Origin of the sequence: Paenibacillus sp. M-152, assembly GCF_003856555.1 — a bacterium.
In the GTDB taxonomy this organism is placed as follows: Bacteria; Bacillota; Bacilli; order Paenibacillales; family Paenibacillaceae; genus Paenibacillus; species Paenibacillus polymyxa_C.
Genome location: NZ_CP034141.1, coordinates 3,018,824 through 3,043,450 on the forward strand (window position 1 = coordinate 3,018,824; position 24,627 = coordinate 3,043,450).

Sequence of the window (24,627 nt, forward strand, 5' to 3'; positions counted from 1 at the left end):
TGACACCGTCAAATACGGCCCGATTATAGTTTAAGCCCGTTAGCTTAATAGCTTGTATCTTTACCATTATGAAAGCTTATTCATCATGCTTCATGGAGATTAAGCTCATAAGTCTGTTCAATGTGACGTTTACCCCAAGATTCGTTTTCTTGTTCGGAAATCTTCTGAAAACCTGCTTTCACATACATGCCAATAGCCGTTTTCTGGTCCTCTGTCGTTTCCAGAAAAATGAACTGGTAACCTCTTTCTTTGCAGTAACTGATCGCCTCATGTAAAAGCTTTTTCCCGAGTCCCATTCCTCTGGCATCCGGATGCAGCATAAACCACCTTAACTGCGCTTTTTCATTAGAATGGCTGATGATAGCTATGCTGCCAATTATTTCGCCATTGGCTTCCGCTAGCCAGAAACGGTCCTTGTCCGAGCTGTAGGTTTGAAGCAAGTCGTAAAACGTCTTGCAGACATATCCTTCAAAAAAAAGATTATAACCGCACTCCTTTGCATAGATCCATCCGTGCATATGAATGAGCATTCCTACGTCTCCTGGTTTCAATTCAGTCCGGATGCTTACGCTCCGCTCTGTAGGATTGTCCGATAGCTCTCTTTCAATGTTAGTCATGCTTCTGGCAATGCTTACTTGGCTTTGATACGGCAATCCGATGATCATATTGCGAATCTGATTATCGGACAAGGTATTCATTTTTGACAACGTCTCCTCACCGAGACTCGACAAGTACAGAAAAAAAGATCTGCCATCCTTCTCGGATTGGACCCGGTAGATTACGCCCAGCTTTTCGAACCGTTTGAGAATCCGGCTTAAATAGCCCGCGTCGATACTTAGAAGGTCGATGAGCATTCTGGCCGTGCAATGCTCCGTGTTGCCGATTTCGTAAAGAACTCGGGCTTCCGAAAGTGAAAAATTGCTATCCAGAAGGTGCTTATCAAGCAACCCGAGCACCTTCGTGTAGAATCGGTTAAATTTGCGAATAGTCGGGATTAAGGACATTTCCGAACCCATTTGTAAGCCTCCTAAATTAACTGAACTACATTAATCCTTATACTTTAATTGACTAATATCAACTAAGTAAAAAATATAATGATTTTAATTGACTTTGTCAACTATATTAGCAACAACAGTTGGAATTATCTTGTCCGTTAGCTTAATGAGGCTACGATAGTCCAACACTTTATTTTCTTTGGACAACAACCAGCCGCCGGAGCTTACCGACAGCTGGTTGCTTATATACAAAGTTTCTAATTATTAATGAAAAAATTCCCGAAAGATTTTTAAGTATATCAGCAAACAGACATGCCTGTATTAACAGCAGCACAGAAGTTTATCGATATAATAAAGGTTTAGTTTATATAAGTAGTACGAAAAAACTCAAAGGTTTGATCTTATGCTTTACCCATAACGAACTTCATTTGATTAGCAAAAAAGGCGTTCCCTTCAGCTGAATATTAAACTATAACACGAAACCTTTCTCTGACTAAGGTTAGAATTTATTATTTTTCATTAATGTGCGCTCACAAGCCATAATCCTATGGCTTGTGAGCATTAAATTAAATACACTCTTATCTCCCATCCAAATAAAAATTGATTCAGTTTCGTTTTACAAGTACCTGCCCTTCTCCTTTGCCATTTCGAATGACAAGCTATCTGACTATTCGGTTTGCTCGGAGTGACTACAGGACTCACGGGTATTCTGTATTAACAAGAGTCAGTTGTTGGTTTTCTTCTTTACCTGAACAGGTACATTAAAATCATCGACGTTAATATGTCCAAACCCGCCTTTGGATTGGTCAACCACCTTTATATAAAGCTCCTCGCCTATATAATCCGACGCATCCCAAATCTTCCGTTGATATTCCTCATAATTAGTTGCTGTCTCTTTAAATAACTCTTTGCCGTCCGACGCCCGAACCAGCGCAACATACAGACGATCCATATCCCGGCCCCCGCTGATAAGGAAGTTGATCTTACCGTTCCCACCAAGGACGAAATTTTGAGATCTTAGCGATCCGGTTAAGCTATCGCCGCCGGCTTGCTCGTTGAAGCCCCACAAATGGTAGCCGCCCGGAATTTTATGCGACGGGTTGAAGTAAATGTTGTCCCAGAAGAACTGGGTATTGGTCACATGGACATTCTGGAAGGCGTCTCCTTCCGTTATCCACCCCGTTAAGTCGCCCGTAGCAAAATCATGGTTAGGCAGCTCTGTAATATCCTTATACACAGAATTATCCCACTTATCGGTTACATAGACCGGAGCAGCCGGTTTACCCGTTAAGGCATTCATATCCCATACTTGCATCGATTTGATATTGATATCGCCATCGGCCCAGACCTGTAAGCCTAAGGAGTCGTATCTGCCTATATAGACACGAGTTGTCAGCTTCTTCTTGTAATTTGCAAAGGCTTCAATGACCGAGCGATCGAGAAAGATATGGAGTTTCAAGTTCTCTCCTTTAAGATCTACATATCCTCCTTGAATGCCGTCCACACGCACATCCGGATCAATGCTGCTCTTGGTTCGATCCACGTTAAATGTCCCGTTCTTCTTGTCGTAGTAAATGAGCGTCTCTTCTTGGCCTTTTTCCGAGCGTCGCACCTTGAGACCAAATTTCTGGGCTTCACGCGGATCAATCTCCATCACAATCTCTAGCATGTCGCCTTTGACATTCTTAATCAATTGATTGGCACTCTCCAAATTTTTGTCCGAAAAATCAACCCACTTTTTCCCTCGAAGACTCTGCAGTTCTTTAATCGGTTCGATATTCAATTTATCATGCTTATCGAGGCTTAGGGAAACCGGCAAAGATAAATTATGAGCCCATCCGGATTGATATTCAGCTTGCGGTGTTCTAACATTTTGCACCATGGAGAATACGACCGTTCTTCCGTCGGGTGTGACCAGACCGCTCTCTGCGGTTAAATAGCCGTCACCTACATCCATTTTGGAGGGTGCCTCCTGATCAGGAATAAATTTAAAGTTATCCCGGTCCCAGGTCCCGATCCAGTAAAAGACCTCAACATCTCTTTGCACATCGTTCGCTGGAGGAACATGCTCCGGCTTTTCATGGGGATTAATCATGAAAATATATTTTTGCTTGCCCGTACTATCTGTGCCTAACGGCAATAACACTGGTAGCTCCCATACCGTACCCAACTCCGGATAACGGCTTCTGTCACTAACGTATAACGGCCCCTTATATTCCCAATTGTACATATCATCGGATACATACACCAAAGCTGTGCCGCTGCTGAAGTCTGGAAGACCAGATGTCACTAACTGATACCACTTGTCCACCTCTTTGTCGTACCATACAAACGGATCGCGAAACTCGTTGTGGATGCCTTTTCCGTTCTGCTCCGTTACCGGTTTAGGATATTTCACCCATTTTTCCAAATTGGGATCAGACAAATCCGCCGGAGTTGCCAACCCTGTTCTTTGGTTCGGCGACAAGGAGTCGTTGCCAGCGGTATAGAACAGAACAGGATTGCCGTTTCGATCATACGCTGCACTGCCTGACCACGTGCCATCCGGATCTAGGGTGCCCGCTTCGGGCGCAAGAGCAGGTCTTACATTTTCCCAGTTCACCATATCGTCACTCATCCAATGCCCCCAGTGGATTTGATGCCAGAATGGACCTTGCGGGTTATGTTGATAAAATAAATGGTATTTGCCGTTATAATAAATCGGTGCATGTGCTTCATTCATCCAGTTTTGCGGAGGCATCGCGTGGTACTGGGGACGATGCTGATCTCCGTCAAACACACTTGGATCCTCATCAATGTCCGAATTCGGAATTTTCGGAATTGAACCTCCATGAAGCGCCTTCACGCTCTCATATCCAGCAAGTATCTCCTGGTTCGTAAGGGCTTTATTATGCAGCTTCACTTCATCTAGGAGTCCGCTGAACATATTGAAAGAGAACACCCCTGCTAACTCTACAGGTTTATTATTTTTCCCGTCATGAAGAAGGGGGAATATGAATGAAACGTTTCCAAACGGAAGAATGCAAAGTTTCTTGATCATTTGTGCATACCCCATTCGTAAGGAGCGCCTAAACAACCGTCTTACCAAATGGACTGCATATCCCATATATCCAAGGATTTAACAAACGGTTCTCCATCTCCCCAAATCTCGAGTCCCAAAGCATCCATACGGCTCGGATATACCCGGGTTGTCAGGCTTTTCAATCCGTTTGCATAGGCTTCGACCATGGAGCGGTCCAAATAAATGTGGAGCTTCAGATTCTCCCCAAGTAGCTCCAACTTTCCGCCTTGAACCCCTCCGCACTTTTCTCCCGGGTGCAGCGTCGTTTTCGACCGGTCGACCAAGAGCATCGTTTGATTCCAATCATAATACAGCAGAGTTTCTTCCTCTCCGTCCGGCGTACAACGGACCTTGATTCCGAATTTTTTGGCGCTGCCGGGCTCCAATTCCAATTGAATCTCAAGCATGTCACCATGAACATTCCTAAGCTGCACATTAGTTTCAGCCAATGACTGGTCCCGAAGCGATAGCCGCTTAGGGCCACGCAGCGATTGAAGCTCCTGAATCGGCTCTATTCCCAGACGCCCGTCATCCCTCAAATACACGCTTAACGGCAAGCCTCCGTTATGAGCCCAACCCGACTTATATTCCATCTCGGACGTCCTGTCGCCTTGGGCTATCGTAAAGACGATATTTCTGCCGGTCTTCGGATCAACCATTCCGCTCGGTCCGGTAAAATGGAAGTCCCCGACATCAATCAATTGAGGCTCATCTTGATCGGGGATGAACGAAAGATTTTGCTTGTCAAGTTGTCCGATCCAATAGAACACCTCGACATCCGCTCCCTTCCCCACAGGGCTGACAAGCAGCAGATGTTTGTTCACCCCCTGCTTGTCCCTGCCAAGGGGAAGAAGCACAGGGAGCTCCCAGATGGGTCCAAGGTAAGGAAACTTCTGAATATCCGCTTTAAAAAATGGGCCTTTATACGTCCAATTCAGCATATCCTGTGACGCAAATGCCAGTGCTGCTCCACCTTCAATTCCGGACCCGACCAGAGCATACCAGCCGTCGTCGTCCTTCCATACGAATGGATCTCGGAAATCCCCAAATGCGCCCATTCCCTTCTTCTGCACGATCAACGGCTCTGGATGTTTGACCCACTGAACCAGATCCGGGTTTCCGTCAAGGGTATAAGTGCTTCGGGCAAGCGCTACGCTCTGATTCGGAGAGGCGCTGTCATTACCTGCCGTAAAGAACAAGACAGGAAGTCCGTCAGCATCATAGGTTGCGCTTCCCGACCAGATCCCGTCCGGTGCGAGCTGATCCTTTTCGGGCGCCAGAGCCACGGGTAGATCACGCCAATGCACCAAATCCTGACTTACCCAATGCCCCCAATGGATCTGATGAAAGAACGGTCCCTGCGGATTATGCTGATAGAACAAATGATATTGCCCGTCAAAATAGATCGGTGCATGGGGTTCGTTCATCCAATGGGCCGGTGGGCTAACATGATATTGCGGTCTGTGCCGATCAAGTAGCAGTGGCGTCCGGTCTAGCTTGATCTCGTCATAGTTTAATTGTGGCTGGATACCTTCATGAAAGGTGTCCAGCACATGACGATAAGAAGCGGCCACTTCTTCCGCGCTCAGCGCCCGATTATAAATCTTGAGTTCATCAATGATACCGCTAAACATGTGCAGGCTGAACACTTCCGCCAGCAGGCTGCTATGGTTATTCTTTCCAATCAGAAGATCCGTGTCTGCCGCCTCAGCCAGACGGGAACCACGAGGCACGGCAGCTGAAGCGATTTCACTGCCGTTTAAATACAGCTTGATTTCCCCTTGGTTCCCATCGAACACAGCATTCACGTATGACCATTCATTCTTGGGCAGTTCATGGCCGTCCGGCGACCAAAGTTCCTTCCAGTCTCCTCCTTCCAGCCCGACTTGGAAGGACCAGGAACCGTGACGGAACATGCCGAGCAGATAACCCTGCTTGCGATCCAGGTTGTAGCGGTTCACGATGGCGGACAATTTGCCATCATCCCCCCATTCATAGGAGTGTGGGGCTACCCATACTCCTATGCTTAACGCTGATCGATTCTCTGGCTCGGTGTTCTGATTTCCCTCATCGAACGAATGCGCAATGTAAGTCGAATAACCATCGAACAGAAGCCCATTTCCACTTACCCCCTGTCTCCATCGTGGAGGGCAAGGTTGAGTAAACTCCGCTTGGTTAAATACGTACTGGATATTATCCTGGACTTGGGATACGCTCTCCAGAGCGCTTGTACCGGTTCCTTCATTGAAAGCCCAATACATGATCAATCCCCGATTATCGGTTGCATGACTCATACTTCAATCCTCCTTGATGTCTGCTGCGTTGGACCATTGGGAATATGAATGGAGTTAAGAGCATGCATATAAAACGAGTTCACTACAACTTCCCCTGATTTCGCACTTATCTCAATACGATCCATCGGAGCATCAGGGAATATTTGATCCGTCAGTGCAACCAAGCCCTCATTCGCGTACACTTCAACCGCGTTGCGATCCAGCCAGATATGCAGCTTGATCTTCCCATTCTCCGAAACCATTCTAGCACCGTGCTTGCACGCAAACGATGGATGGAAATCAGTCAGGCCCGATTTCGAGCGGTCGATGAATAGCCATTGGCGCACAGGGTCATAACCGATAATAGTCTCACTTTGCCCAGAGGACTTCATTTTAATATGAACCTCGTCTTCGGAACGAATGTCGATATCCGCTTCAATTTCAAGCAGAACATCATTCGTTTTTTGCGTAAACGGCACCTCTGGCGTAACCTTAACCTCATTCCAGCAGAGCGTTCCTTTCCGCAGTTGCTCTATTTCCCGAACAGGCATTTGGGTCAGAACTACGCCCTCGTCTCGGCTGGTCAATGATAAGACGCGAGGCAGAGTCATTGTGCCTCTCCAGGCCCCCGTAGGCGTTTGGTTAGCATATTTCCAGTTGCTCATCCATCCGATGATCACACGCCGTCCGTCCTGCTCAGCTATATCCGACCAGGTGACCCCCGCATAATTGTCCCGGCCATAATCCAGCCACAGGATATGATCGGCCGGATGGTCATTGATGAACGTATTTCCGTCGAACTCTCCGATAAAGTATTGCGTGCGTGAGCCTTCCGGACAGTTGGGATTATCTCCGATGCTTATGATAAGTACCCATTTGGAATGTCCGCTGTCATCAACCGGCAATTCAAAGAGATCAGGGCATTCCCAAACTCCGTCATGCGAGCCTTCACTCTTTCCGAATTCGCCTGACAATGACCATTCACGTAAATTGTCGGAACGATAAAACCGAACGTGGTCTCCCGCGACAAGAGCCATAATCCAGGATTCACTTGACGAATGCCAGAACACCTTGGGGTCCCGGAAGTTGACCAGATCATGCTCGTCGAGTATTGGGTTCCCCTCATATTTGTGCCAAGTTCGGCCTTTATCGCTACTATAAGCCAGGCTTTGCCGCTGGCGAGGTTGTCCGGTCTCCGGACAGCTGTCTGCATGAGTGAAGAGTGCGATCAATCCATGGGAACCATCGAACAGTCCGCTGCTATTATTCCAGTCAACCACACAGCAACCAGAGAAAATTGCGCCATGCTCATCCGGGAACAGAGCGATAGGCATATGCTCCCAATGAACCAGGTCTTGGCTTACAGCATGACCCCAGTGCATTGGTCCCCATTGGTTACTATAAGGATGGTGCTGATAAAACAGATGATAGACTCCTTCGTAATAGACTAATCCGTTGGGATCATTCAACCAATGGGAGTGAGGTGAAAAATGAAAACCCGGCCTAAATCTATCATCATCGTGCTGTTTATTTGTCTCGATTATCTGGGTAATTTCATCTGTCGTCGGCATAGATTGAAGAGCCCCTTTCCGTGTGGTTACTAATGCACCGCCGGCATTAGCAAAAGTTAGCATACCGATGATTTGCTGTTTGGTCAGCTGATTCAAAGAAATACCGGTTTTCAGTATCTTATATAACAAGCAGCCCAGAAAAGCGTCGCCGGCTCCTGTCGTATCAGTGACCTCTACTTGAAAACCCGGCACATATCCGTCATGACCCGCTAATCGGTAATAACAGCCTTTTTCCGCTAAAGTTACGAAGATCCCGGCGATGCCGAATTGCTGTTGCAACTCTAGCGAGCCTTTTTCCACATCAGTTGTACCCGTTATAAAGTGGAGCTCATCTTCTGATATTTTCAGGATGTCGGCATACTTCATGCCCCAAAGGATATTCCGTTTCGCTTCCTCTTTACTCTCCCATAAAGCAAACCGGATATTCGGATCGAATGAAAGCAGGACTCCTGCCTCTTTAGCCTTCACAACTGCCGCTCTTGTTGCCGTACGGGCCGGCTCATGGGTCATCGACAAAGAACCAAAGTGCAGTGCATGGCAGTTTTCAATCCTATCGAACGGGACATCCTGCGTGCGCAAGTATGTATCCGCTCCTGGTTTCCGGTAGAAGCTGAACGATCGGTCTCCGTTGTCATCCAGATGGACAAATGCCAGCGTTGTATTAGCTTCATCTGTAAACGTAAGCGCAGACACGTCGATGCCGCCGTTCATCAAGGTATCGTGCAGCAAGGAACCGAATTGATCATCCCCTACTTTGCTAATCAATGTCGCTCTAGCTCCTAAACGGGATAGAGCAGCTGCTACGTTAGCCGGAGCCCCTCCAGGATTGCATTCAAACTGCTCGTTGCCTCCCGCTGTACGACCTGATGGCGTAAAGTCTATCAATATTTCCCCAATGGTTATTACATCAAGCACAGTTTTCTCCCCACCTATCGTTTGATTATTTATTTTTTAAATTTGCATTATATCGATCCAACCCTTTTTGATAGATCTCCATTAATTCGTTCAGCCCCATCTTCTCGAGTGTCTTCACATAGCTGTCCCACTTTTCATCTACCTCGCCATCGACGATGAACTTGCCTCTTTGGGTATTTACATATTTAATAAGTTCTGGCTCGATCCGATTGATTTTATCTAGTTCATCCGGTTCAAAGAAGATGCTCGGATAGTTTTCCTTTGTCATATATGGAGTGTAATATTTCTTCAAATAATCAGCACGCTTCTGAGCTCGGGGTTCCATATCAACAACTTTTCCGAAGTCATCGAAAGTAATAACGCCCGGATTTCCTGTACCTGGAGCCACTTTTTGACGGAATTCACCTGCGGAGACTCCCTTGGGAAGCGGCAGGTTCACCAATTTTCCTTTTTCGTCCTTCTTGAATACGACATCCAACGGACCCCAGTGAATTTGAGCCGCCATGTAAGGGTCATACTGTTGATCGATCCAACGCATCGTCATTGCCGGATAACGGTTCTCCTTTGTAATCACGAAGCTACCTCGTCCCGGACCGCCGCCGTTGTTGCGACCAATCATTTGATCTCCATTTGGGCCTTTAAGCGGGGGCAGCAGAGCATAATCCTTACTACGCTCCGGTCCGACAACTTCTTCAACTTCCCACCAAACGTAGGAGCCGAGCGTTTCATCTGGTGTTTTGCCTTTTGCTAAATACTGAGCGGCATCCTGGGTGAACGATTCAGGGTCAATCAACCCCTGCTTATACCAGTTATCATGGATATATTTTAATGCTTCCTTATATTGAGGTTGCGAAGCGGTAAAGATTACTTTACCTTCGCGGACGATCCGATGTTCCAAATTATCCGGAATACCGAAAGCACCGAATATGCCAGCAATGTCACTACACCACTGCATGTGCATAAAGCTTAATGGGATTTCATCAGCCTTGCCATTGCCGTTCGGGTCCTTCGTTTTAAAGGCAATCAAAGCCTGCGTGTATTCGTCCAGCGTTTGAGGTACTTTTAAACCCAGTTTATCGAGCCAATTTTTATTGATGACGTGAAAGAAGGGGTTGGTATCGAGCTTATTCTCTTCCCACGACGGCAGCCCATAGATGTGACCGTCTGGTGCTGTGATGGCTAGTTTAATGTCAGGCCGACGATCAAGAAGCGCTTTCAAATTAGGCGCATATTGATCAATTAAATTCTCCAACGGAATAATGGTTCCGTCTTTACCGTAATTGATTAGCTCGTAATCTGTGAATCCGGCTCCGTAAAAGGCATCTGGCAAATCTCCGCTGGCCAACAACAAATTTTTCTTTTCTGCAAAGTCAGTGTCCGGAATGTTTTCCCAATCAATTTTTACGTTTGTTTGGTTTTCCAGCCGCTTAAATATTTCCATTTTCGAGTAATCTGGCGCTAAAGCAGCTTTTGGGGATACCATCTTTAATGTCACCGCTTCTTTAACAATCGGAAGACCGGTTTTATTAAAATTTGCATCCTGATCCGGATTCACCGTCTGATTTTTTGACTCGCCACCGCCTCCCGAACATCCGCTAAGAGCAAACACTCCAGCCAGCATTAGAATTCCAGCCCTTTTGAATAATTTCATCGTACATACCCTCCCTATGTCAGTCCACAAGCTGAGAACTTCCCTTGTCCTTGTTACTTTATTTGTCTAAATGCTGAATTTATGGTTTCTGTTGCACATTCCCCCTTTCAGGCACCCTGGCAATGTTAGCCTTTGATCGAGCCGATCATCACGCCTTTTACAAAGTATTTTTGCAGGAAAGGATACAAAATCAGCAACGGTAGGCTGGATACCATGATGACACCATATTTGATAAGCTCTGTAACGCGCATCTTTGCTGCGTAGGATTCCACGTCGATCATCATGCTCGAGTTGGCCTGATTCTGGACAAGAATGTTGCGAAGGACCAGTTGTAATGGATACTTGCTTTCATCGTTTAAGTAAATCAAAGCGTCAAAGAAACCATTCCAGAACCCGACAACATGATACAGTACCATTACGGCTATAACAGACTTAGACAAAGGCAATACAATGCTCCAAAAAAATCTGGTATTGGAACAACCATCAATGGAAGCGGCCTCCCACATTTCATCCGGGATGGTCGACTGAAAAAAAGTCCTTACGATAATGACATTGAACACACCTCCCGCTCCAGGAATAACAAGTGCCCAAATCGTATTCAGCATATGAAGATCTTTGATCAGCAAATAGGTTGGGATCAACCCCCCACTAAAAAACATGGAGATCAGTAAAAACCACATTATCACCGGCTTTCCAGCCAGTCCTTTACGGGCTAACGGGTAAGCTGCACATACGGTCACGGCAACTCCGATTAAGGTTCCTAGACTCGCATATAAAATCGAATTGGCATATCCAATCCATATAGATGAATCGCTGAATATTCGCCCGTATCCATCCAGCGTAAAACCCTTTGGAAAGAACCATACTTCACCTGAGTAGATGAGATTGGGGTCACTGAGTGAAGCAATCAGTACAAAATACAGCGGGAATAATACAAGCAACATAACTATGGTCAGCATGACGTAGTTGATGATGTCAAACCATAAGTCTCCTTTACTTTTTCTCTTTAATAATTGATTCATAATGATCTCCCCCTTACCACAGGCTGGTTTCCGTCAATTTTTTTGCGATCCGGTTGACGGTGACTATCAGGATAATATTTACAACTGAATTAAACAGGCCAATTGCTGTAGAAAAGCTGTATTGTGCTTTTTGGATCCCAATTTCATAAACGTAGGTCGGAATAATATTGGAGGTGGCATAATTCAAATCGTTCTGCATAAGGAAAGCCTTTTCAAAACCGATGCCCATAATGTTGCCGAGTGCGAGAATCAATAAGATGACGATCGTCGGCAAAATGCTTGGAATATCCACATGCATTACGCGCTTCCATTTGCTTGCTCCATCCATGATCGCCGCTTCATGCAATTCCGGATTGACCCCTGCCAGAGCTGCAAGGTAAATGATGGTAGCAAAACCTGTCTCTTGCCAAACCCCTGATAATATATACAAAGGACGGAACCACCCTTCGTCGGCCAAAAACATAATGGGGTCCCCTCCAAACCAAGTGATGATGTGATTCACAATTCCGCTGTTTGGAGACAGAAAAACATTAAGCATACCGACGAGCACTACGGTAGAAATAAAGTGTGGTGCATAAATTACAGTTTGTACAATTTTCTTGTATCTCTTGGCCAGCATCTGATTGAGCATAATCGCTATAATAATCGGAGCTGGGAAGCTAAATACAAGCGATAGAGCACTGAGTGTAAGCGTATTAGTCATGATCGTCCAGAAGTTATAGGAATCGAAAAAATCAATAAAGTGCTTAAAGCCCACCCACTCGCTTCCCCAGATTCCCCGACTTGGTGAAAAATCCTTAAAAGCAATTTGTATTCCATACATCGGATAGTATTTAAATACGAGATAAATAATAATGATTGGCAGCAAAAACAAATACAGTTCATAATCGCGTTTGATCTGGTTCCATATTTTGCGATTTGGCTTAATCGTGGAGTGATCTAATTCGCTAATTTTTGTATTCACCATTACATTCCCTTTCTTGACATAGGATATTTTCATTTTTGAAACGTTTCCAATTTGATATAAAAAAACGTCAATCGGCAGAGCCATACATGAACCACCGATTGAATTCGAGTTTTTCTAAAATCAAAAACAATCTTGTCTAAAAAAACGGGAAGACGATGCATTTGTTGATCCAAACTTATTCCTTTGATCTTTTAACAAAGTAGTTTCATCTCCAAATGAAACGTTTCCAATTTATTATAAAAAAATGACGAGTTTATAGATTCAAACAGAGATCCAACTGAAATGAGCTAATATCTTTACATTTAAGATCATGTAGTTTCGCCTTGCCTGAAGATAACGGGGAGACGATACACTTGCTGATCTAAAGTTATACCATCCATCTTTTGATACAGCAGTCTGATTGTCATACGTGCCATTTCCTCCACTGGCTGCCTGATTGTGGACAATATCGGATGAAAATAAGGATGATTCTGAATCCCGTCGTAACCGATGACCTTTACATCCTCTGGAACGCGAATACCCTGCCTGCCTACTCTTTCTATATATTTGGCGGCTAACATATCGGTAATAGCGAAAATGCCGTCCACATCCTGATACTTATGTAGAAATTCGCTAAAATAGGCATCGTCGTTCACAATAGGGTCTGGTTTCTCGTATACAACATAGTCGACACCTAATTTTTTCGCCTCATCAATGAAACCTTTTCTTCGATTCATGGTTTCACTAAATACGGAAGTTACACTTCCTATAAAAGCCGGCCTCTGGGCTCCCGCTTTAATAAGTTCCCTTAAAGCCATACTCCCTCCCTTATAATTATCCGAGGTCACACAGGTAATTTTTTTGCTAAAGTGTCTGTCAATACTTACAATCGGAATGTCATTGCTTATGCTATTCTCAATATCATTGTAGGTAATGCCGACAATTCCAGCCACTTTATTTTGCCGTAGCATATCCAGATAATACAGTTCCTTTTCGGGCTTGCCACCGCTATTACATAGCATGAGCTTAAAGCCTTCCCTATCCAACTCATCCTCAATGTAATAAGCCAGTTCAGAAAAAAAAGGATTCCAGATACTTGGAAGTAGCAAGGCTACCATCTTGGATTTCCTCATCTTAAAATTTCGAGCGACTTCATTAGGGATATAATTCAATTCTTGTATAGCTTTTTCCACCTTATGGCGTGTATCTGGTTTTACAGAGCCCGAGTTGTTAATAACACGGGAAACAGTTCCCACAGCTACGCCAGCCAGGTTAGCGACATCTTTAATACTTGGCATTTAGCCCCCCCTCTCTCTTATGAAAATTATAATAACACGAAGTTGGAAACGTTTCAATAATCTTTGAAACGCTTTTTTTTGACTTTTTTTCCTAGCCCATGTAGCTAAATCAAGTGTAATCCGGTCAGAAAGATGGTAAGCCAGCTTCCTGATCTTTCTCCTTCTTCACTACTCGAATACATATATGATTATGAAACCTTCTTTAACTATCTTCTGGCTGAAGGACTTACTCCTGCTGGCCCTATTAGTCAAATTCCGTTAGAAACTCTTGAGAAGCTTTCATTGAATTCAATTCTCGGATATAGATTTCATCTTCTCACCAAAGCAGGAAACTCAAGAACGACAGTATCAAGAAAGCTATCATCGCTTCGAACTTTATTTAATTACTTGAATCAAAAAGCTGAGGACGAAAACTTCAATCCTTTACTAATTGGAAATGTGATGGCGAAAGTTGATATTCGCAAAAAGAAGAAATCTAAGTATACAGCAGCTAGCATCCTAGCTGGGAAATTGCTTCGAGATAATGAGATTACTGAATTTGTGGAATATATAAATTAAAGGATACGAAAAAGACATTGCCGGCAGAAATAGAGCCCTTTTATCATATAAATTTAATCGAGTACGTGATGCTTGTATAGAAGTTTAATCCTTAATTCAGGAATACGCGTTTCTGAAACTGTGAATCTTGATGTAGATGATATTGATCTTATGAACAAATCTGTCTATGTTTATCGAAAAGGTGCAGATGACCAGACTAAGTCACAAGTTCATTTCCGTGAGGAGGCAATTCCGTGTGCGTAGTTCATGAATATCTTCTTTGGATACATGCTCATGCTCCAAAAAATTCAGCACCATGGAATTCAGTGCCCCATTGTAAAAACGATCGAGAAAGGATTTGCTTTCATACTTGATATATTCATCTTCTTTGATCAAGGGCGTATATACAAAAACTCTGCTCTCTTTCTTATAGGTCAGCGTATTTTTCTTTACCAGCCCAGGGTTTGAATCGTCTTTGGACTCCATTTGCTCGTCTGGGTAAGTTTTTCAATGACTTCGTTGGTGTTGATCGGCGTATGACTCCAGATAATTTTCATTACTTCGAATTCGGCTTCTCATATTTGCAGCAATTCTTTCATCGTAGGAACCTCCAATCGCTGTTGACCCCAAATTTCTCAATTATATTTTTAGCGGATGAAATTCAGGATCAAATGCGAACGCTTCGATTTATCGGAATTGCTTCATTCTCTCCGCTGCTGCATGCATAACCCCAACTTCAAACCAATCAAAAGAATACTCTAATCCAGAGGAATTCTTGCGATTCCCTGTTTGGCAAACAGGTCGAGAACAGGAGCATGTTTCCCCTTGTCTCGACCTTTTGTGCTTGGTTTAAATAGCCCTATCGACTTACCCAACAGCTCTGCTACGCTTACTCCAGAGCCTTAAATGCCGCCTTGGCTGCCTCAGCGATTAGGGCATTGTTATACTCTGCATCTTTGGTATCACGGCTGGACATTACAGCAATAATGATCGGCTCCCTGTCCGGAGGCCATACGATGGCAACATCGTTGCGTGTGCCATAGCTTCCTGCGCCTGTCTTGTCACCAACTACCCAGCCCTCTGGCACAGCCGCCCGAATTAGTTCGTCACCGGTAGTATTTTCCTTTAACCAGCCGATAAGCAGTTCTTGTTTGTCATTAGGCATGGAATCGTCAATCGTCAGCAATTTTAAGCTGTTGGCAAGGGCGTTGGGTGTACTCGTATCACGGTGGTCCCCAGGAATCGCTTCGTTCAACTCTGTCTCATAACGGTTGGCCATAACCACAGTGTCACCGTTGTCTCTCATTGCTTTTTCGAACCCTTCGGGCCCGCCGAGCGCCTTTAGCAGCAAATTTCCTGCCGTATTGTCGCTATAACGAATAGCCGCATCACTGATTTCCTTGAGATTCATCCCGGTATCTACATGCTGTTCCGTAATCGGTGAATACGTGACCAGATCATCCTTGGCAAACTTAATGACTTTGCCCAGTCCATCGTTAGACTTCTGCTGCAGGACCGCGCCTGCTGCCAGTGCCTTGTAAGTGGATGCATAGGCAAAACGTTCATCGGCCCGATAGGCAACCTCTTTCCCTGTTCCCGTATCAATAACATATACGCCCAGCCGCGCGTCAAACTTGACTTCAAGCTGTTTAAAAACCACATTCGCTGCGTTTGAGTTTGGTGGCTCCTTTTCAGTCGGCGGAGTTGAAGCCCCCTGTTTTGTACAGCCAACGAGCAGCACAAGAAAGAGTGTCATCGCAAATAAAGCTATTCTATTTGTATTTAATACGTATTTTTTCAAGATTTTAGACTTCTTTCCCTAAAAATATATCGTCTGTTTGAACCCCTGCCAGCAGGTTATACCCGATGTCCTCCTCTCTTCTCATTTCCACATGTATTACAAATGTAATATTTCAGTTATTATATATGTCCCTAGTACATCTTATCTATTTTGAAATCGTTCTCTTCTGAATGCGGACATACGTGCCTCGATTGCATAAAACGACGGTTAATTATAGCAGAAACCGACATTCGCCCTCAAATAAAGGGCGCGATGTCGGCTTTAAACTTAACTGCCAAACTCCTTATCGATTATTTTATTGTGAGCCGGCTCCACTTCCGGAGCTACCGAGTTGATGCACGTTACCAAAATATGCTGCCCGCCTAAAGATCCGAAGGCTCTTGATTCAAGTCCGAAAGTACCGCCGGTATGTCCCCAGAATGATTGCCCGTCAGAAGTGCTACTCCTTTTCGAATGGTGAATGTTTTCATAACGCAATCGCTCCTATTATTTTAGAATGTTGTTCTGCTTTCCCCCTCACCTTACCTCCAATATTGTTAAATCGAACAGTGATAAAACCGCCAAGCTTTTGATGACATCGTACTTGGACCTGTCACATACACCGCATGACAAACTGTCAACTGTTATATGACGTGCTTGCTAAGATAAGGATCTCTAGTACAAAAGGTGTTAGGACAACAACCTTTACCCATAGGCAAAGAAACATGCCCAGAATGAGTTGTTGTTCTAACTATGTTATTTGATAGAGCTCATACAATTTAGTTAGCAAGGATAAACTATCACGACAGTTAAACAAGAAGACTTCACTGGAAATTTGAACAATTCATTTAGCAGCATTCTCCAAATTCATTGCTTCTTGTCATCAACCTAATTTTCTGAATATCATTAATGTTGTACTTTTTGATTATCCCCGGAGGTGCCGAAATTCCCCAACCCGGCCATACAATTTTTTGATAGCATTCGTAACACTTTTGTTTTCACTTATTATTTTCTTTTTTACGATTCAACTCTCCCCTGTTTCAGTGTACTTTCTTTTTTGATTGCAATCGTAGGAGTCCTGCTTGAGAAAAGCCAGCAGCCCATGAAGCACATCTTTAGAGGCTAAGAAACCGATATAGGCCAAGGTGTTGTTGCTCGGCGGAATGGAGAGCGCGATGAAGTTAGCTGCAAGCCGATGAGCAAGACCAGGTATCCATATTCGTGAAACAATTGTTCAACTAACCCGATCAGGTCCATGAGCATTCTCCCTCTTGTGCTGCAATGTCCCGCGAGCCGAGACAAGCTTGTTTTGCGGCAAAATTAAATAAAAAAGTGCAAGAACAGCCAGTAAAGCAGCGCTGATGCTAATGGCAGTTTCATTCGTATACTGGCTGGCTATCCATCCCCCGATGACCGGACCAATCATAATACCGAGCCCTTCAATCCCGGAGAGTACTCCCCACCCGGTCCCCTTCTGATCCTCCGGAACAAGGTACGACAGCACCGCATTCCAGGCCGGAAGCACGGCTGAGTAAGACAATCCCAGCATAAAGGCAAACAGCATCGTTAATGCAGGCGGCGGCATGGATACGATTAACAGAGCCAATATGACCGTAAGCGATACGAAACCGGCGAACAGCATTTGCTTGTGCCCCCATCGATCGGCCAGCTTCCCCATCGGGACCAGAAACAGCATCGCACCGGCCCCGCCGAATATAAGCATTATCGAATATTGCGGCTGGCTCAGACCGAGATGGTCAGCGGCAAAACCGGGCAGTATCGGCAGCAGCAGTCCCGCGGCGGTCATCTGCAGAACCATGCCTGGCAGTAGCCATTTCAGCTGAACGAGTCTTCTTCGCAGTCTTGTCGCTTGTTCGGCAAAGCTGACGTTCTGGAGGTGCAAGGGGGTTGTTCTGTTAATCCCGAACGATGCAATGCAGCCGACGGCGAGCAGCGCAGCCATCAGCCGGAAGGCAGGTACGAAGCCATAATCGAAGGTGAGATTGATTGTGATCGGCCCCAGACCGATGCAGGCCAGCCACACGGTGTATATCGCCCCAATCTGGGCTGCCCGCTCCGTCAGCCGGATTTTCTCCAGACAAATGAGCCATATAGGCGACGCCCCCATCCCAAGCATCACGGAACCGGCAACGAGCCCCCAGGCATATGGACTAACGAACACAGCGGCTAGTCCGGACAGCATCAGGACGAAAGTGGCGGGCAGCAGCCAGCGCAGCGAAAACCTGTCCAGCAAATATCCAGCCACACATTTAATCAGCGTATCGGCTGTATAATGAAGCGAGACGGCAAGACCGACCAAAGCAACGGTTTGCCCCGATTCGTTGACGGCAAAGTTCGGCAGGAACGAGAACAAGAAAGCGCTTCGGACAAACTCTGTGCAAAAAAGCACTGTGAACAGCATCAGAGTAGAAAGCTTGAACGCGCTCCTCCCGCTCATCATATTCCACCCCTTCTTAAGGGGCTTGCCTCAGGAAACAAATGCCGAACAATATGGTCCGCAGACGTTTTCTGCCTTGCTGCGAGCAGCCCGTTCATCATTGACTGCTTGATCGGCTCAGAGGAGATCATCGCTCGTATCTGCAACACCAGATCATGAATCGTAAAGGCCACGGCTGCCGCTCCTTTGCGCTGCAAATACAAGGCATTTTCCTTCTCCTGCCCCAGAAACGGATTTAGGATGAAAATCGGAACCCCGGCCTGAATCGCCTCGGATAGTGTAACGCCTCCCGCTTTCGTGATGACGCAGCAGGCACTGCTCATCAAAACATGCAATTGATAGGTGAAGCCGAATATATCCACTCTTGCATCATCCACCCAGCTCTCCGCAAGTCTCCGTCTCCATCTTTTCTGCCGGCCACAAATCACTTGAATGCGGACGCCTGACAAGAGTAGCAGCTTCCCGATGAGCCTCGATAGCGATTGTAATGTGCCGCAGACGTTGGCCATAAGCAGAATCACATGCTCATCTGCCTCTTTAACGGAGCTGGAACCGATCATTGCCGCATCATAAAATGACTCCCTGACCGGAATTCCGGTCACGGTAATACGACTCTCGGGGACGCCCTGCCTGACCATGGCCTCTTTGACGTCGCTGGCAGGGACAAAATAGTGATCCGGCTTGGCGAACAGCCATCTTCGGTGAACGTCAAAGTCCGTTATGACAACAGCAGTCCGGGGACGGATCGCAGATAATGCTTCGCTGCTTGGCAAGCTGCCGAACGGGAATGTATAAATGATGACTTCCGGCTGGTACTGGAGGATGATTTTCTTGAGCCTGTCGCCGCCAAGACTGTTCATCCAGGCCGCAATCTTTCCCTTCATGGGAAGCCGGTTGGTCAGATGGTAGATCCATCCGTAATAGGGAATGCCTAAACTGGCTGCATGCGAGCTTTGCCGGTATAGAAAGCGGATTATTTTGTTCAGCACAGGATAAGCTTCCCGGAACAAGTCGACAACCGCCACCTCGCTATAACCATTGCGAATTAAGCTTTGCTGCAACACCTTGGACACCTGATGATGACCTTCTCCGTAATCGGCCGTTAAAATTAAAATTTGTGGTTCCTGTCTCACTATTGTCACCTCATTCACTTGTCAAGCCATTTCATCCAGACGAACGAATTGCAAGTTGCGTCCCTGTAATTGATGTAGTACTTCCTCCAGAGCCTGAAGCATAAAATATGGCGCGTGACGGTCCGCTCCCGGCGTATCTCCGCTGTCATGCAGTAAAATAACAGATCCGTCCGTAATTCCGTTCAGCAGCGTTGCCTTCAGCTTCTTGCGGCAGCTCCTGCTGCGCCAATCCCCCGCCTTCAAGGACCAGAGTACGATGCGGTACGATTTGGGATGAAAGAAATCGAAAGCGTTCATGAGCCCCCATGGCGGACGATAGTGATCCGGCCTTTTTCCAATTATGGATTCAATAATATCTGCGGTCCGTTTCATATGATCACGCCGCACCGTCCAGGGAAGCATCAGCCAATTGGAGGTGTGAGCGTAATTGTGGATTCCAATCTGATGACCTTCACGATCCATTCTTCTGATTAGATCCGGGTGCAGTTCCGCCTGCGAGCCAAGCACGAAGAATGTGGCCTTCACTTGATAATCCTGCAATAAATCCAATAATTCCGGTGTATACCTCGGATGTGGCCCATCGTCGAATGTGAATGCTACCTGGTTCTTGGTCGTTCCCTTACGAAAGGCTCCCAATCTGACTATTCTTGGCAGAAAACTGGGAATTAGCATATACAGACTGATGAAGCCTATGAGCCCAATCAACAAATATTTAACAAGCAACGTCTTTATCCCCCTTAGTGAAAAATAAGTTTAAGCATATTGCTGCAAGGAGCAAACCCATTTTTCTTCCTGGGTATCGCTCTGCATGTTCAGAATTTGCAAGACCGCATGTCTGGCGGAATCCTGCTGTCTGCACAGCCCTGCATTCTCCCTCATTTCTTCCATTAGGGAAGGCTGTTGAACCAGCCGCTGAAGCTGATCCTGCAAACTGTCAATCTGACATAGATACGCTACTCCCGCTTGAATCAAATAACTGGCATTATCCTTTTCCTGCCCCATTTGTGGCTCCAACAGCAGCATGGGAAGCTGAAGCGCCAGCGCTTCGGAGGTCGTCAGTCCGCCCGGCTTGGTAATCAATACGTCTGCGGACGCCATCCATTCATGGATTCCCTCCAGGAAGCCTGTCAGCATGACGTTATCCCTGTCTCCCAACGCTTCATGCAGACGGTTCAGCAGCTTCACATTGCGTCCGCATACGATCACAAATTGCACGTTAGGGGGAAAAGAGTCAGATTGCATTTGCTCTATGAAGGATTTATCGATAATCCCGCAACCGCCCCCCATCACCAGCACGACAAAGGCGTCAAGAGGCAAGGCCAGCTTCTCGCGCAGCCGGTCTTTATTGTTGGTCTGACTGTAGGATGGGCGAACAGGGATGCCCGTTACAGCAATTTTGTGGTCAGCAACGCCTTTTCTCTGCAGAGCTGCACGCACACCTTCGGAGCCGACCAGATAAAGATCCGTAAACGGATGTATCCAATAACTGTGATCGGAATGGTCAGTAATGACTGTTGCCGCAGGCAGATCCGTCATCCCTTTTTCCTTAAGCAAGGAAATGGCGGCTGATGCCAGCGGGAACGTACTGACAATCAACGTCGGCTGTTCCTCATTCAGAAGTTTGAGCAGCCGCTGTAGGCTGGTTGTGAGAAAATGCTTCAGGAAGAAAGTAAGTGTACTGTCCGTCCGGGTCTTCTGATACATATATCCGTATGAGGAGGGAAAATGCTTCACCCATTGCAGGAAGCAATACCGTTCAACCACATGCATGCGGGGATGGATCCATTGCATAAAGTCGACCACCTCTACTCCCTGTTTGTACAACACCGATGCCTCCAAAATCGCCTTGGCCGCCTGCATATGTCCATCCCCGAGCGCGCCGGACAAAATCAGAAGCTTTTCCCGTTTTATGTTATTCATCAACAATCGCCTCCTTCGTGAAATTTAACTATGTATGAACAAAATAACCAGCACCGCCGTTAGGAATCCGACCATCCCACCAGCCACACAATCGATTGGATAGTGATAGCCCCAATAAACCCGGGATATGGCCACCAACAAGGCCAGACCAATCAAGACAAGCATAATTGCCGGCGATGAGGCCAACATAAAAGGTGTAACCAAGGCGAAAATAGCGGTTGTATGGCCGGATGGGAAGGAATAATCTTTCAACGGGAATTTGCCTACCTTTACCTGCTCCAGCTTGCGGAAAGGCCGGTCTCTGCGCACCTTTCTCTTGATCAGAACAGCAACGATATGGCTAACGGCCAGTGCGATCAAGCTTTGCAGCCCGATTCTGCTGAACTCCCCCTCGGCGAACCATGCCAAGGACACTGCGCAAATGATGGTAAATAAAGCTCCGCCCAAATGGGTAATCCATCCGAACAATCGGTCCAAGACCCGACTACTCAGCCGATGGTTGCACCAGAAGAACATCGTTTGATCAATTCGCCTTATCCACTGCATCCTTCTTTCCGCCTCCATTCCCTTTTTTTTTCATAGATTGATGTTCACCCCTTATCTTCCTCCGCTCAGACAGCTTCCGTATTAAGAACCATATTGCCGCAATCGCTATACCAACGCCCACCAGCATAATCGTGAGAACTTGGTTCACCATATTCTCTGCCGCGCGGCCATATATATAGAAGAGAAAACCGACTACATAAAACTTCACCGCCCGGCCAATGGCCGCATAGCTGAGCAGCTTCCATAACGTATAATTCATGCATCCGGATAAAATCGTAAATATTTTAAACGGAATCGGAGTGAACGATCCGATCAGGATTGCGGCCTCGCCACGGCGGGCAAATAAGTCGCTTGCCGAATCCAGCCATTTTTTCTTCATTACACTGCCTAAAACATGCTTTCCCGACAGCTTGCCAATCCCATAACCGATCGGTGTTCCAAGCAGGCTTCCGGCAAAGCCAACCGTAGCGAGCCATAAAGCCGACTCCGGTTGCATCGCGCTTAAAGAAAGCTGCAGGAAGAACGCCGGGATAGGGAAGATAATCGCATCGAGCATAGCGTGAATAAAAAGTCCCGTCGCTCCGAAGTTCTGTAAAAATTCCATAATTTCATCCATGAATGCCTTCCCGCCTTTGTTACAGAGCATGATGAAAAATAGGTTACCTCTGGGTGGTATGGGTTTCCAGTCGCTGTGTTTCAACTCCATACCGCCCTCCAGGAACTTACCCACCACGCTCCTAGTTTCTTTTGTTTTTAATTAATTAGATCTTGATTTGGGTAGACATAACTCCTTTGAAACGGACTGTCTCTTCATCGTCATAAATCGGTTCTTCAGCGAGCTGCGGGAGTGAATCAGCATCATCGGTATCAATTGTTCGGTCTTGCGGCCAATCCGCTTCTTGCCTTCAGGGTGCATGACGGATAACAACAATCGTAGATAAGCCGTTGTAATGCATTGGAACAGATCTGATTTCATCGGTTGTTGTTCGAAACCAAGACCATGTATCAAACCACGATGAAGCAGCGTAATGGCGACTAACGCCTTCACCTCTCTGAACTCCGGCTGACTTGCGAATGCCTCGCTGATCTGCTGCATGGATTTCCGTGTAAGCCGGGCCGTCATGAGCGCCGCGCGGTCTGAGTCTTCGGATTTGGTCAGCATCAGAATCGTTTCATTATTGAGATGGAGTTCCCCGACCAGATCGCCTTTATCGATGATGGTGGAGTCCGCACAGACGATGCTCTCCCCTCGGTGTTTCTTAATCATGACTTTGCAAATTCCAAAGTGCGATGTACGCGAGCCGCGAAAGCGTGATATCCAATCGAACCCTCTTTCCCACACCATCCAGACTGCCTGCATTGAAGATTTGCGTAAACGAAGCAACATTGATCCAACCATCCCTCAATCTTATTTTAATAGACAAATTCCATTGAAATTGTCGAACTGAAATAATATTTCTATGTGAATTCCTTATCTCTGTTAACTTAATGATAGAGGATTTAACCAAGATAGCATACGGGCTGAAGTACTGGCAGGGCCGGATACATCCGGTTGCCTACTGTACATGATTAAGTATGAAAAACAAATCTTAATTAAACGTAAAGAGATTCTTAAAAAAAAGTTAATTTTTGTTTCGGGTTGGGGGTCCGTCACACAATTTGATGCACATCGCTGCTCGCTCAAGTTTTCATATATAAGTGCGACCAAAAATAGTAAGCCAATAAGAAACACTTAAACTTTGATGAGGTAAGTATCAGAGTGGCAAATAGGTCGGAATGGTATTGAAAATCTGCCATATTTCACTCCTTTTCGAATGGTGAATAATTTCATAACGCAATCGCTCCATTATTTTAGAATGTTGTTCTGCTTTACCCCCTCACCTTACCTCCGATATTGTTAAATCGAACAGTGATAAAACCGCCAAGCTTTGATGACATCGTACTTGGGCCTGTCACATATACCGCATGACAAACTGTCAACTGTCTTATATGACTAGGTCTGAATCATTCGAAAATTGATTTGCAAAAAAATATAAGAAGGTGTGCGTAATTCGTGTTCTGGATAATGAAAAAAGGTTCTGATTATAATAATGGAATTTATTCCCTCACTTTCTAAGGAAATTCTGCCCGTTAAAAAAGGAGCCGATCACGTTGATCAGCTCCTTTTTTTATTAAGTTAGCGTTTGCCGTTAAAGTTTAATGGATCACATTTGTTGCCTTAATGGAACCTGGCACTTATTCCATTAATCTACCTTTACTTCATTATCATTCGGAATTAATTCATACAATGTACGAACATCACAACCGATGGAATCGGCGATCGATATGGCAATTTTGAGAGGCATCACTCTCTTGTTTTCAATAAAGTCGTAAACTCGTTCCGGTTTAAAAAGCAAGTCTTTTGCCAGCCATTCTGCTGACTTTCCAGATTCCATCAATCGTTCACTCAGTAAGCAACGTCCTAGTTCAAATTTCAAGAAGCGATGACCTCCCGCATAAGATAATATTTAACCTAAGCGTT

19 protein-coding genes and 2 pseudogenes are annotated in these 24,627 nt (G+C 45.7%); 2 read left to right on the top strand and 19 right to left on the bottom strand.

What is annotated here, in order from left to right:
* Positions 1-83 precede the first annotated feature (83 nt).
* The 8 genes from EGM68_RS13075 to EGM68_RS13110 all read right to left on the bottom strand — a co-directional run bounded on the left by EGM68_RS13075 (position 84) and on the right by EGM68_RS13110 (position 13,732).
* Complete coding sequence (locus EGM68_RS13075) at positions 84-1,016, bottom strand: bifunctional helix-turn-helix transcriptional regulator/GNAT family N-acetyltransferase (RefSeq protein WP_013371284.1); 933 nt, start codon at positions 1,014-1,016, stop codon at positions 84-86.
* Between the two features lie 703 nt (positions 1,017-1,719).
* Positions 1,720-4,035 carry a glycoside hydrolase family 32 protein gene (locus EGM68_RS13080; protein ID WP_240664032.1) on the bottom strand — a complete coding sequence of 772 codons (2,316 nt, stop codon included), beginning with the start codon at positions 4,033-4,035 and terminating at the stop codon, positions 1,720-1,722.
* 41 nt (positions 4,036-4,076) lie between these two features.
* On the bottom strand, positions 4,077-6,350 hold the full coding sequence (locus EGM68_RS13085) for a GH32 C-terminal domain-containing protein (protein WP_129549363.1): 2,274 nt from the start codon (positions 6,348-6,350) through the stop codon (positions 4,077-4,079).
* Complete coding sequence (locus tag EGM68_RS13090; RefSeq protein WP_129549364.1) at positions 6,347-8,815, bottom strand: PfkB family carbohydrate kinase; 2,469 nt, start codon at positions 8,813-8,815, stop codon at positions 6,347-6,349. Before EGM68_RS13090 ends, EGM68_RS13085 begins: the two co-directional genes overlap by 4 nt.
* Positions 8,816-8,840: 25 nt before the next feature.
* Entirely contained in the window at positions 8,841-10,466 is a 1,626-nt protein-coding gene (locus EGM68_RS13095) for an ABC transporter substrate-binding protein (RefSeq protein WP_129549365.1), read from the bottom strand.
* 125 nt (positions 10,467-10,591) lie between these two features.
* Positions 10,592-11,488: a carbohydrate ABC transporter permease gene (locus tag EGM68_RS13100; protein ID WP_013371289.1), complete on the bottom strand. Its 897-nt coding sequence runs from the start codon at positions 11,486-11,488 to the stop codon at positions 10,592-10,594.
* A 13-nt stretch (positions 11,489-11,501) separates the two neighbouring features.
* The gene (locus EGM68_RS13105) at positions 11,502-12,455 is read right to left on the bottom strand and encodes an ABC transporter permease (protein WP_240664033.1); all 954 of its coding nucleotides are present in this window, start codon (positions 12,453-12,455) and stop codon (positions 11,502-11,504) included.
* Positions 12,456-12,763: 308 nt separating this feature from the next.
* The gene (locus tag EGM68_RS13110) at positions 12,764-13,732 is read right to left on the bottom strand and encodes a LacI family DNA-binding transcriptional regulator (protein ID WP_013371291.1); all 969 of its coding nucleotides are present in this window, start codon (positions 13,730-13,732) and stop codon (positions 12,764-12,766) included.
* Between the two features lie 132 nt (positions 13,733-13,864).
* Here EGM68_RS13110 and EGM68_RS26110 point away from each other — a divergent pair, with 132 nt between their 5' ends.
* Together EGM68_RS26110 and EGM68_RS26115 are read left to right on the top strand one after the other, a co-directional pair.
* Positions 13,865-14,290, top strand: coding sequence for a site-specific integrase (locus tag EGM68_RS26110; protein ID WP_240664035.1), 426 nt, complete (start codon positions 13,865-13,867; stop codon positions 14,288-14,290).
* A 120-nt stretch (positions 14,291-14,410) separates the two neighbouring features.
* A complete protein-coding gene (locus tag EGM68_RS26115) occupies positions 14,411-14,533 on the top strand; it encodes a hypothetical protein (RefSeq protein WP_235329985.1) in 123 nt (40 codons plus the stop codon).
* Here the strand turns inward: EGM68_RS26115 and EGM68_RS13120 are convergent.
* From EGM68_RS13120 to EGM68_RS13170, 11 genes and pseudogenes are all read right to left on the bottom strand, one after another.
* Positions 14,492-14,826: pseudogene (locus tag EGM68_RS13120) on the bottom strand (BlaI/MecI/CopY family transcriptional regulator). The gene EGM68_RS26115 and the pseudogene EGM68_RS13120 sit on opposite strands and share 42 nt — an antisense overlap.
* A gap of 332 nt (positions 14,827-15,158) precedes the next feature.
* Positions 15,159-16,025 carry a class A beta-lactamase gene (bla, locus tag EGM68_RS13125; RefSeq protein WP_129550325.1) on the bottom strand — a complete coding sequence of 289 codons (867 nt, stop codon included), beginning with the start codon at positions 16,023-16,025 and terminating at the stop codon, positions 15,159-15,161.
* Positions 16,026-16,337: 312 nt separating this feature from the next.
* Positions 16,338-16,508 (bottom strand): annotated as a pseudogene (locus EGM68_RS26565) (serine hydrolase domain-containing protein); the annotation flags it as partial.
* Positions 16,509-17,283: 775 nt separating this feature from the next.
* The gene (locus EGM68_RS13135) at positions 17,284-18,510 is read right to left on the bottom strand and encodes an MFS transporter (protein WP_129549367.1); all 1,227 of its coding nucleotides are present in this window, start codon (positions 18,508-18,510) and stop codon (positions 17,284-17,286) included.
* A complete protein-coding gene (locus EGM68_RS13140; protein ID WP_058712613.1) occupies positions 18,507-19,640 on the bottom strand; it encodes an MGDG synthase family glycosyltransferase in 1,134 nt (377 codons plus the stop codon). Before EGM68_RS13140 ends, EGM68_RS13135 begins: the two co-directional genes overlap by 4 nt.
* Positions 19,641-19,661: 21 nt before the next feature.
* On the bottom strand, positions 19,662-20,363 hold the full coding sequence (locus EGM68_RS13145) for a polysaccharide deacetylase family protein (protein WP_058830807.1): 702 nt from the start codon (positions 20,361-20,363) through the stop codon (positions 19,662-19,664).
* Between the two features lie 30 nt (positions 20,364-20,393).
* The gene (locus EGM68_RS13150) at positions 20,394-21,560 is read right to left on the bottom strand and encodes an MGDG synthase family glycosyltransferase (RefSeq protein WP_129549368.1); all 1,167 of its coding nucleotides are present in this window, start codon (positions 21,558-21,560) and stop codon (positions 20,394-20,396) included.
* A 24-nt stretch (positions 21,561-21,584) separates the two neighbouring features.
* Positions 21,585-22,106, bottom strand: coding sequence for a phosphatase PAP2 family protein (locus EGM68_RS13155; RefSeq protein ID WP_014599784.1), 522 nt, complete (start codon positions 22,104-22,106; stop codon positions 21,585-21,587).
* On the bottom strand, positions 22,084-22,722 hold the full coding sequence (locus EGM68_RS13160; RefSeq protein WP_225683768.1) for a YqaA family protein: 639 nt from the start codon (positions 22,720-22,722) through the stop codon (positions 22,084-22,086). The genes EGM68_RS13155 and EGM68_RS13160 overlap by 23 nt, the downstream gene beginning before the upstream one ends.
* A 141-nt stretch (positions 22,723-22,863) precedes the next feature.
* Positions 22,864-23,493, bottom strand: coding sequence for a YkoP family protein (locus EGM68_RS13165; RefSeq protein WP_129549369.1), 630 nt, complete (start codon positions 23,491-23,493; stop codon positions 22,864-22,866).
* Between the two features lie 856 nt (positions 23,494-24,349).
* Positions 24,350-24,583, bottom strand: a complete 234-nt coding sequence (locus EGM68_RS13170; RefSeq protein ID WP_025675940.1) for a hypothetical protein — start codon at positions 24,581-24,583, stop codon at positions 24,350-24,352.
* Positions 24,584-24,627: the final 44 nt, after the last annotated feature.

What these genes read in the sequence shown, in the direction of transcription:
- EGM68_RS26110 (WP_240664035.1), top strand. Translation starts at nt 13,865, where the DNA reads ATGGTAAGCCAGCTTCCTGATCTTTCTCCTTCTTCACTACTCGAATAC.
- EGM68_RS13085 (WP_129549363.1), bottom strand. Translation starts at nt 6,350, where the DNA reads ATGAGTCATGCAACCGATAATCGGGGATTGATCATGTATTGGGCTTTC.
- EGM68_RS13095 (WP_129549365.1), bottom strand. Translation starts at nt 10,466, where the DNA reads ATGAAATTATTCAAAAGGGCTGGAATTCTAATGCTGGCTGGAGTGTTT.
- EGM68_RS13075 (WP_013371284.1), bottom strand. Translation starts at nt 1,016, where the DNA reads ATGGGTTCGGAAATGTCCTTAATCCCGACTATTCGCAAATTTAACCGA.
- EGM68_RS13080 (WP_240664032.1), bottom strand. Translation starts at nt 4,035, where the DNA reads ATGATCAAGAAACTTTGCATTCTTCCGTTTGGAAACGTTTCATTCATA.
- EGM68_RS13160 (WP_225683768.1), bottom strand. Translation starts at nt 22,722, where the DNA reads ATGGATGAAATTATGGAATTTTTACAGAACTTCGGAGCGACGGGACTT.
- EGM68_RS13150 (WP_129549368.1), bottom strand. Translation starts at nt 21,560, where the DNA reads ATGAATAACATAAAACGGGAAAAGCTTCTGATTTTGTCCGGCGCGCTC.
- EGM68_RS13165 (WP_129549369.1), bottom strand. Translation starts at nt 23,493, where the DNA reads ATGTTGCTTCGTTTACGCAAATCTTCAATGCAGGCAGTCTGGATGGTG.
- EGM68_RS13110 (WP_013371291.1), bottom strand. Translation starts at nt 13,732, where the DNA reads ATGCCAAGTATTAAAGATGTCGCTAACCTGGCTGGCGTAGCTGTGGGA.
- EGM68_RS13100 (WP_013371289.1), bottom strand. Translation starts at nt 11,488, where the DNA reads ATGAATCAATTATTAAAGAGAAAAAGTAAAGGAGACTTATGGTTTGAC.
- EGM68_RS13135 (WP_129549367.1), bottom strand. Translation starts at nt 18,510, where the DNA reads ATGATGAGCGGGAGGAGCGCGTTCAAGCTTTCTACTCTGATGCTGTTC.
- EGM68_RS13155 (WP_014599784.1), bottom strand. Translation starts at nt 22,106, where the DNA reads ATGCAGTGGATAAGGCGAATTGATCAAACGATGTTCTTCTGGTGCAAC.
- EGM68_RS13105 (WP_240664033.1), bottom strand. Translation starts at nt 12,455, where the DNA reads ATGGTGAATACAAAAATTAGCGAATTAGATCACTCCACGATTAAGCCA.
- bla (WP_129550325.1), bottom strand. Translation starts at nt 16,025, where the DNA reads ATGACACTCTTTCTTGTGCTGCTCGTTGGCTGTACAAAACAGGGGGCT.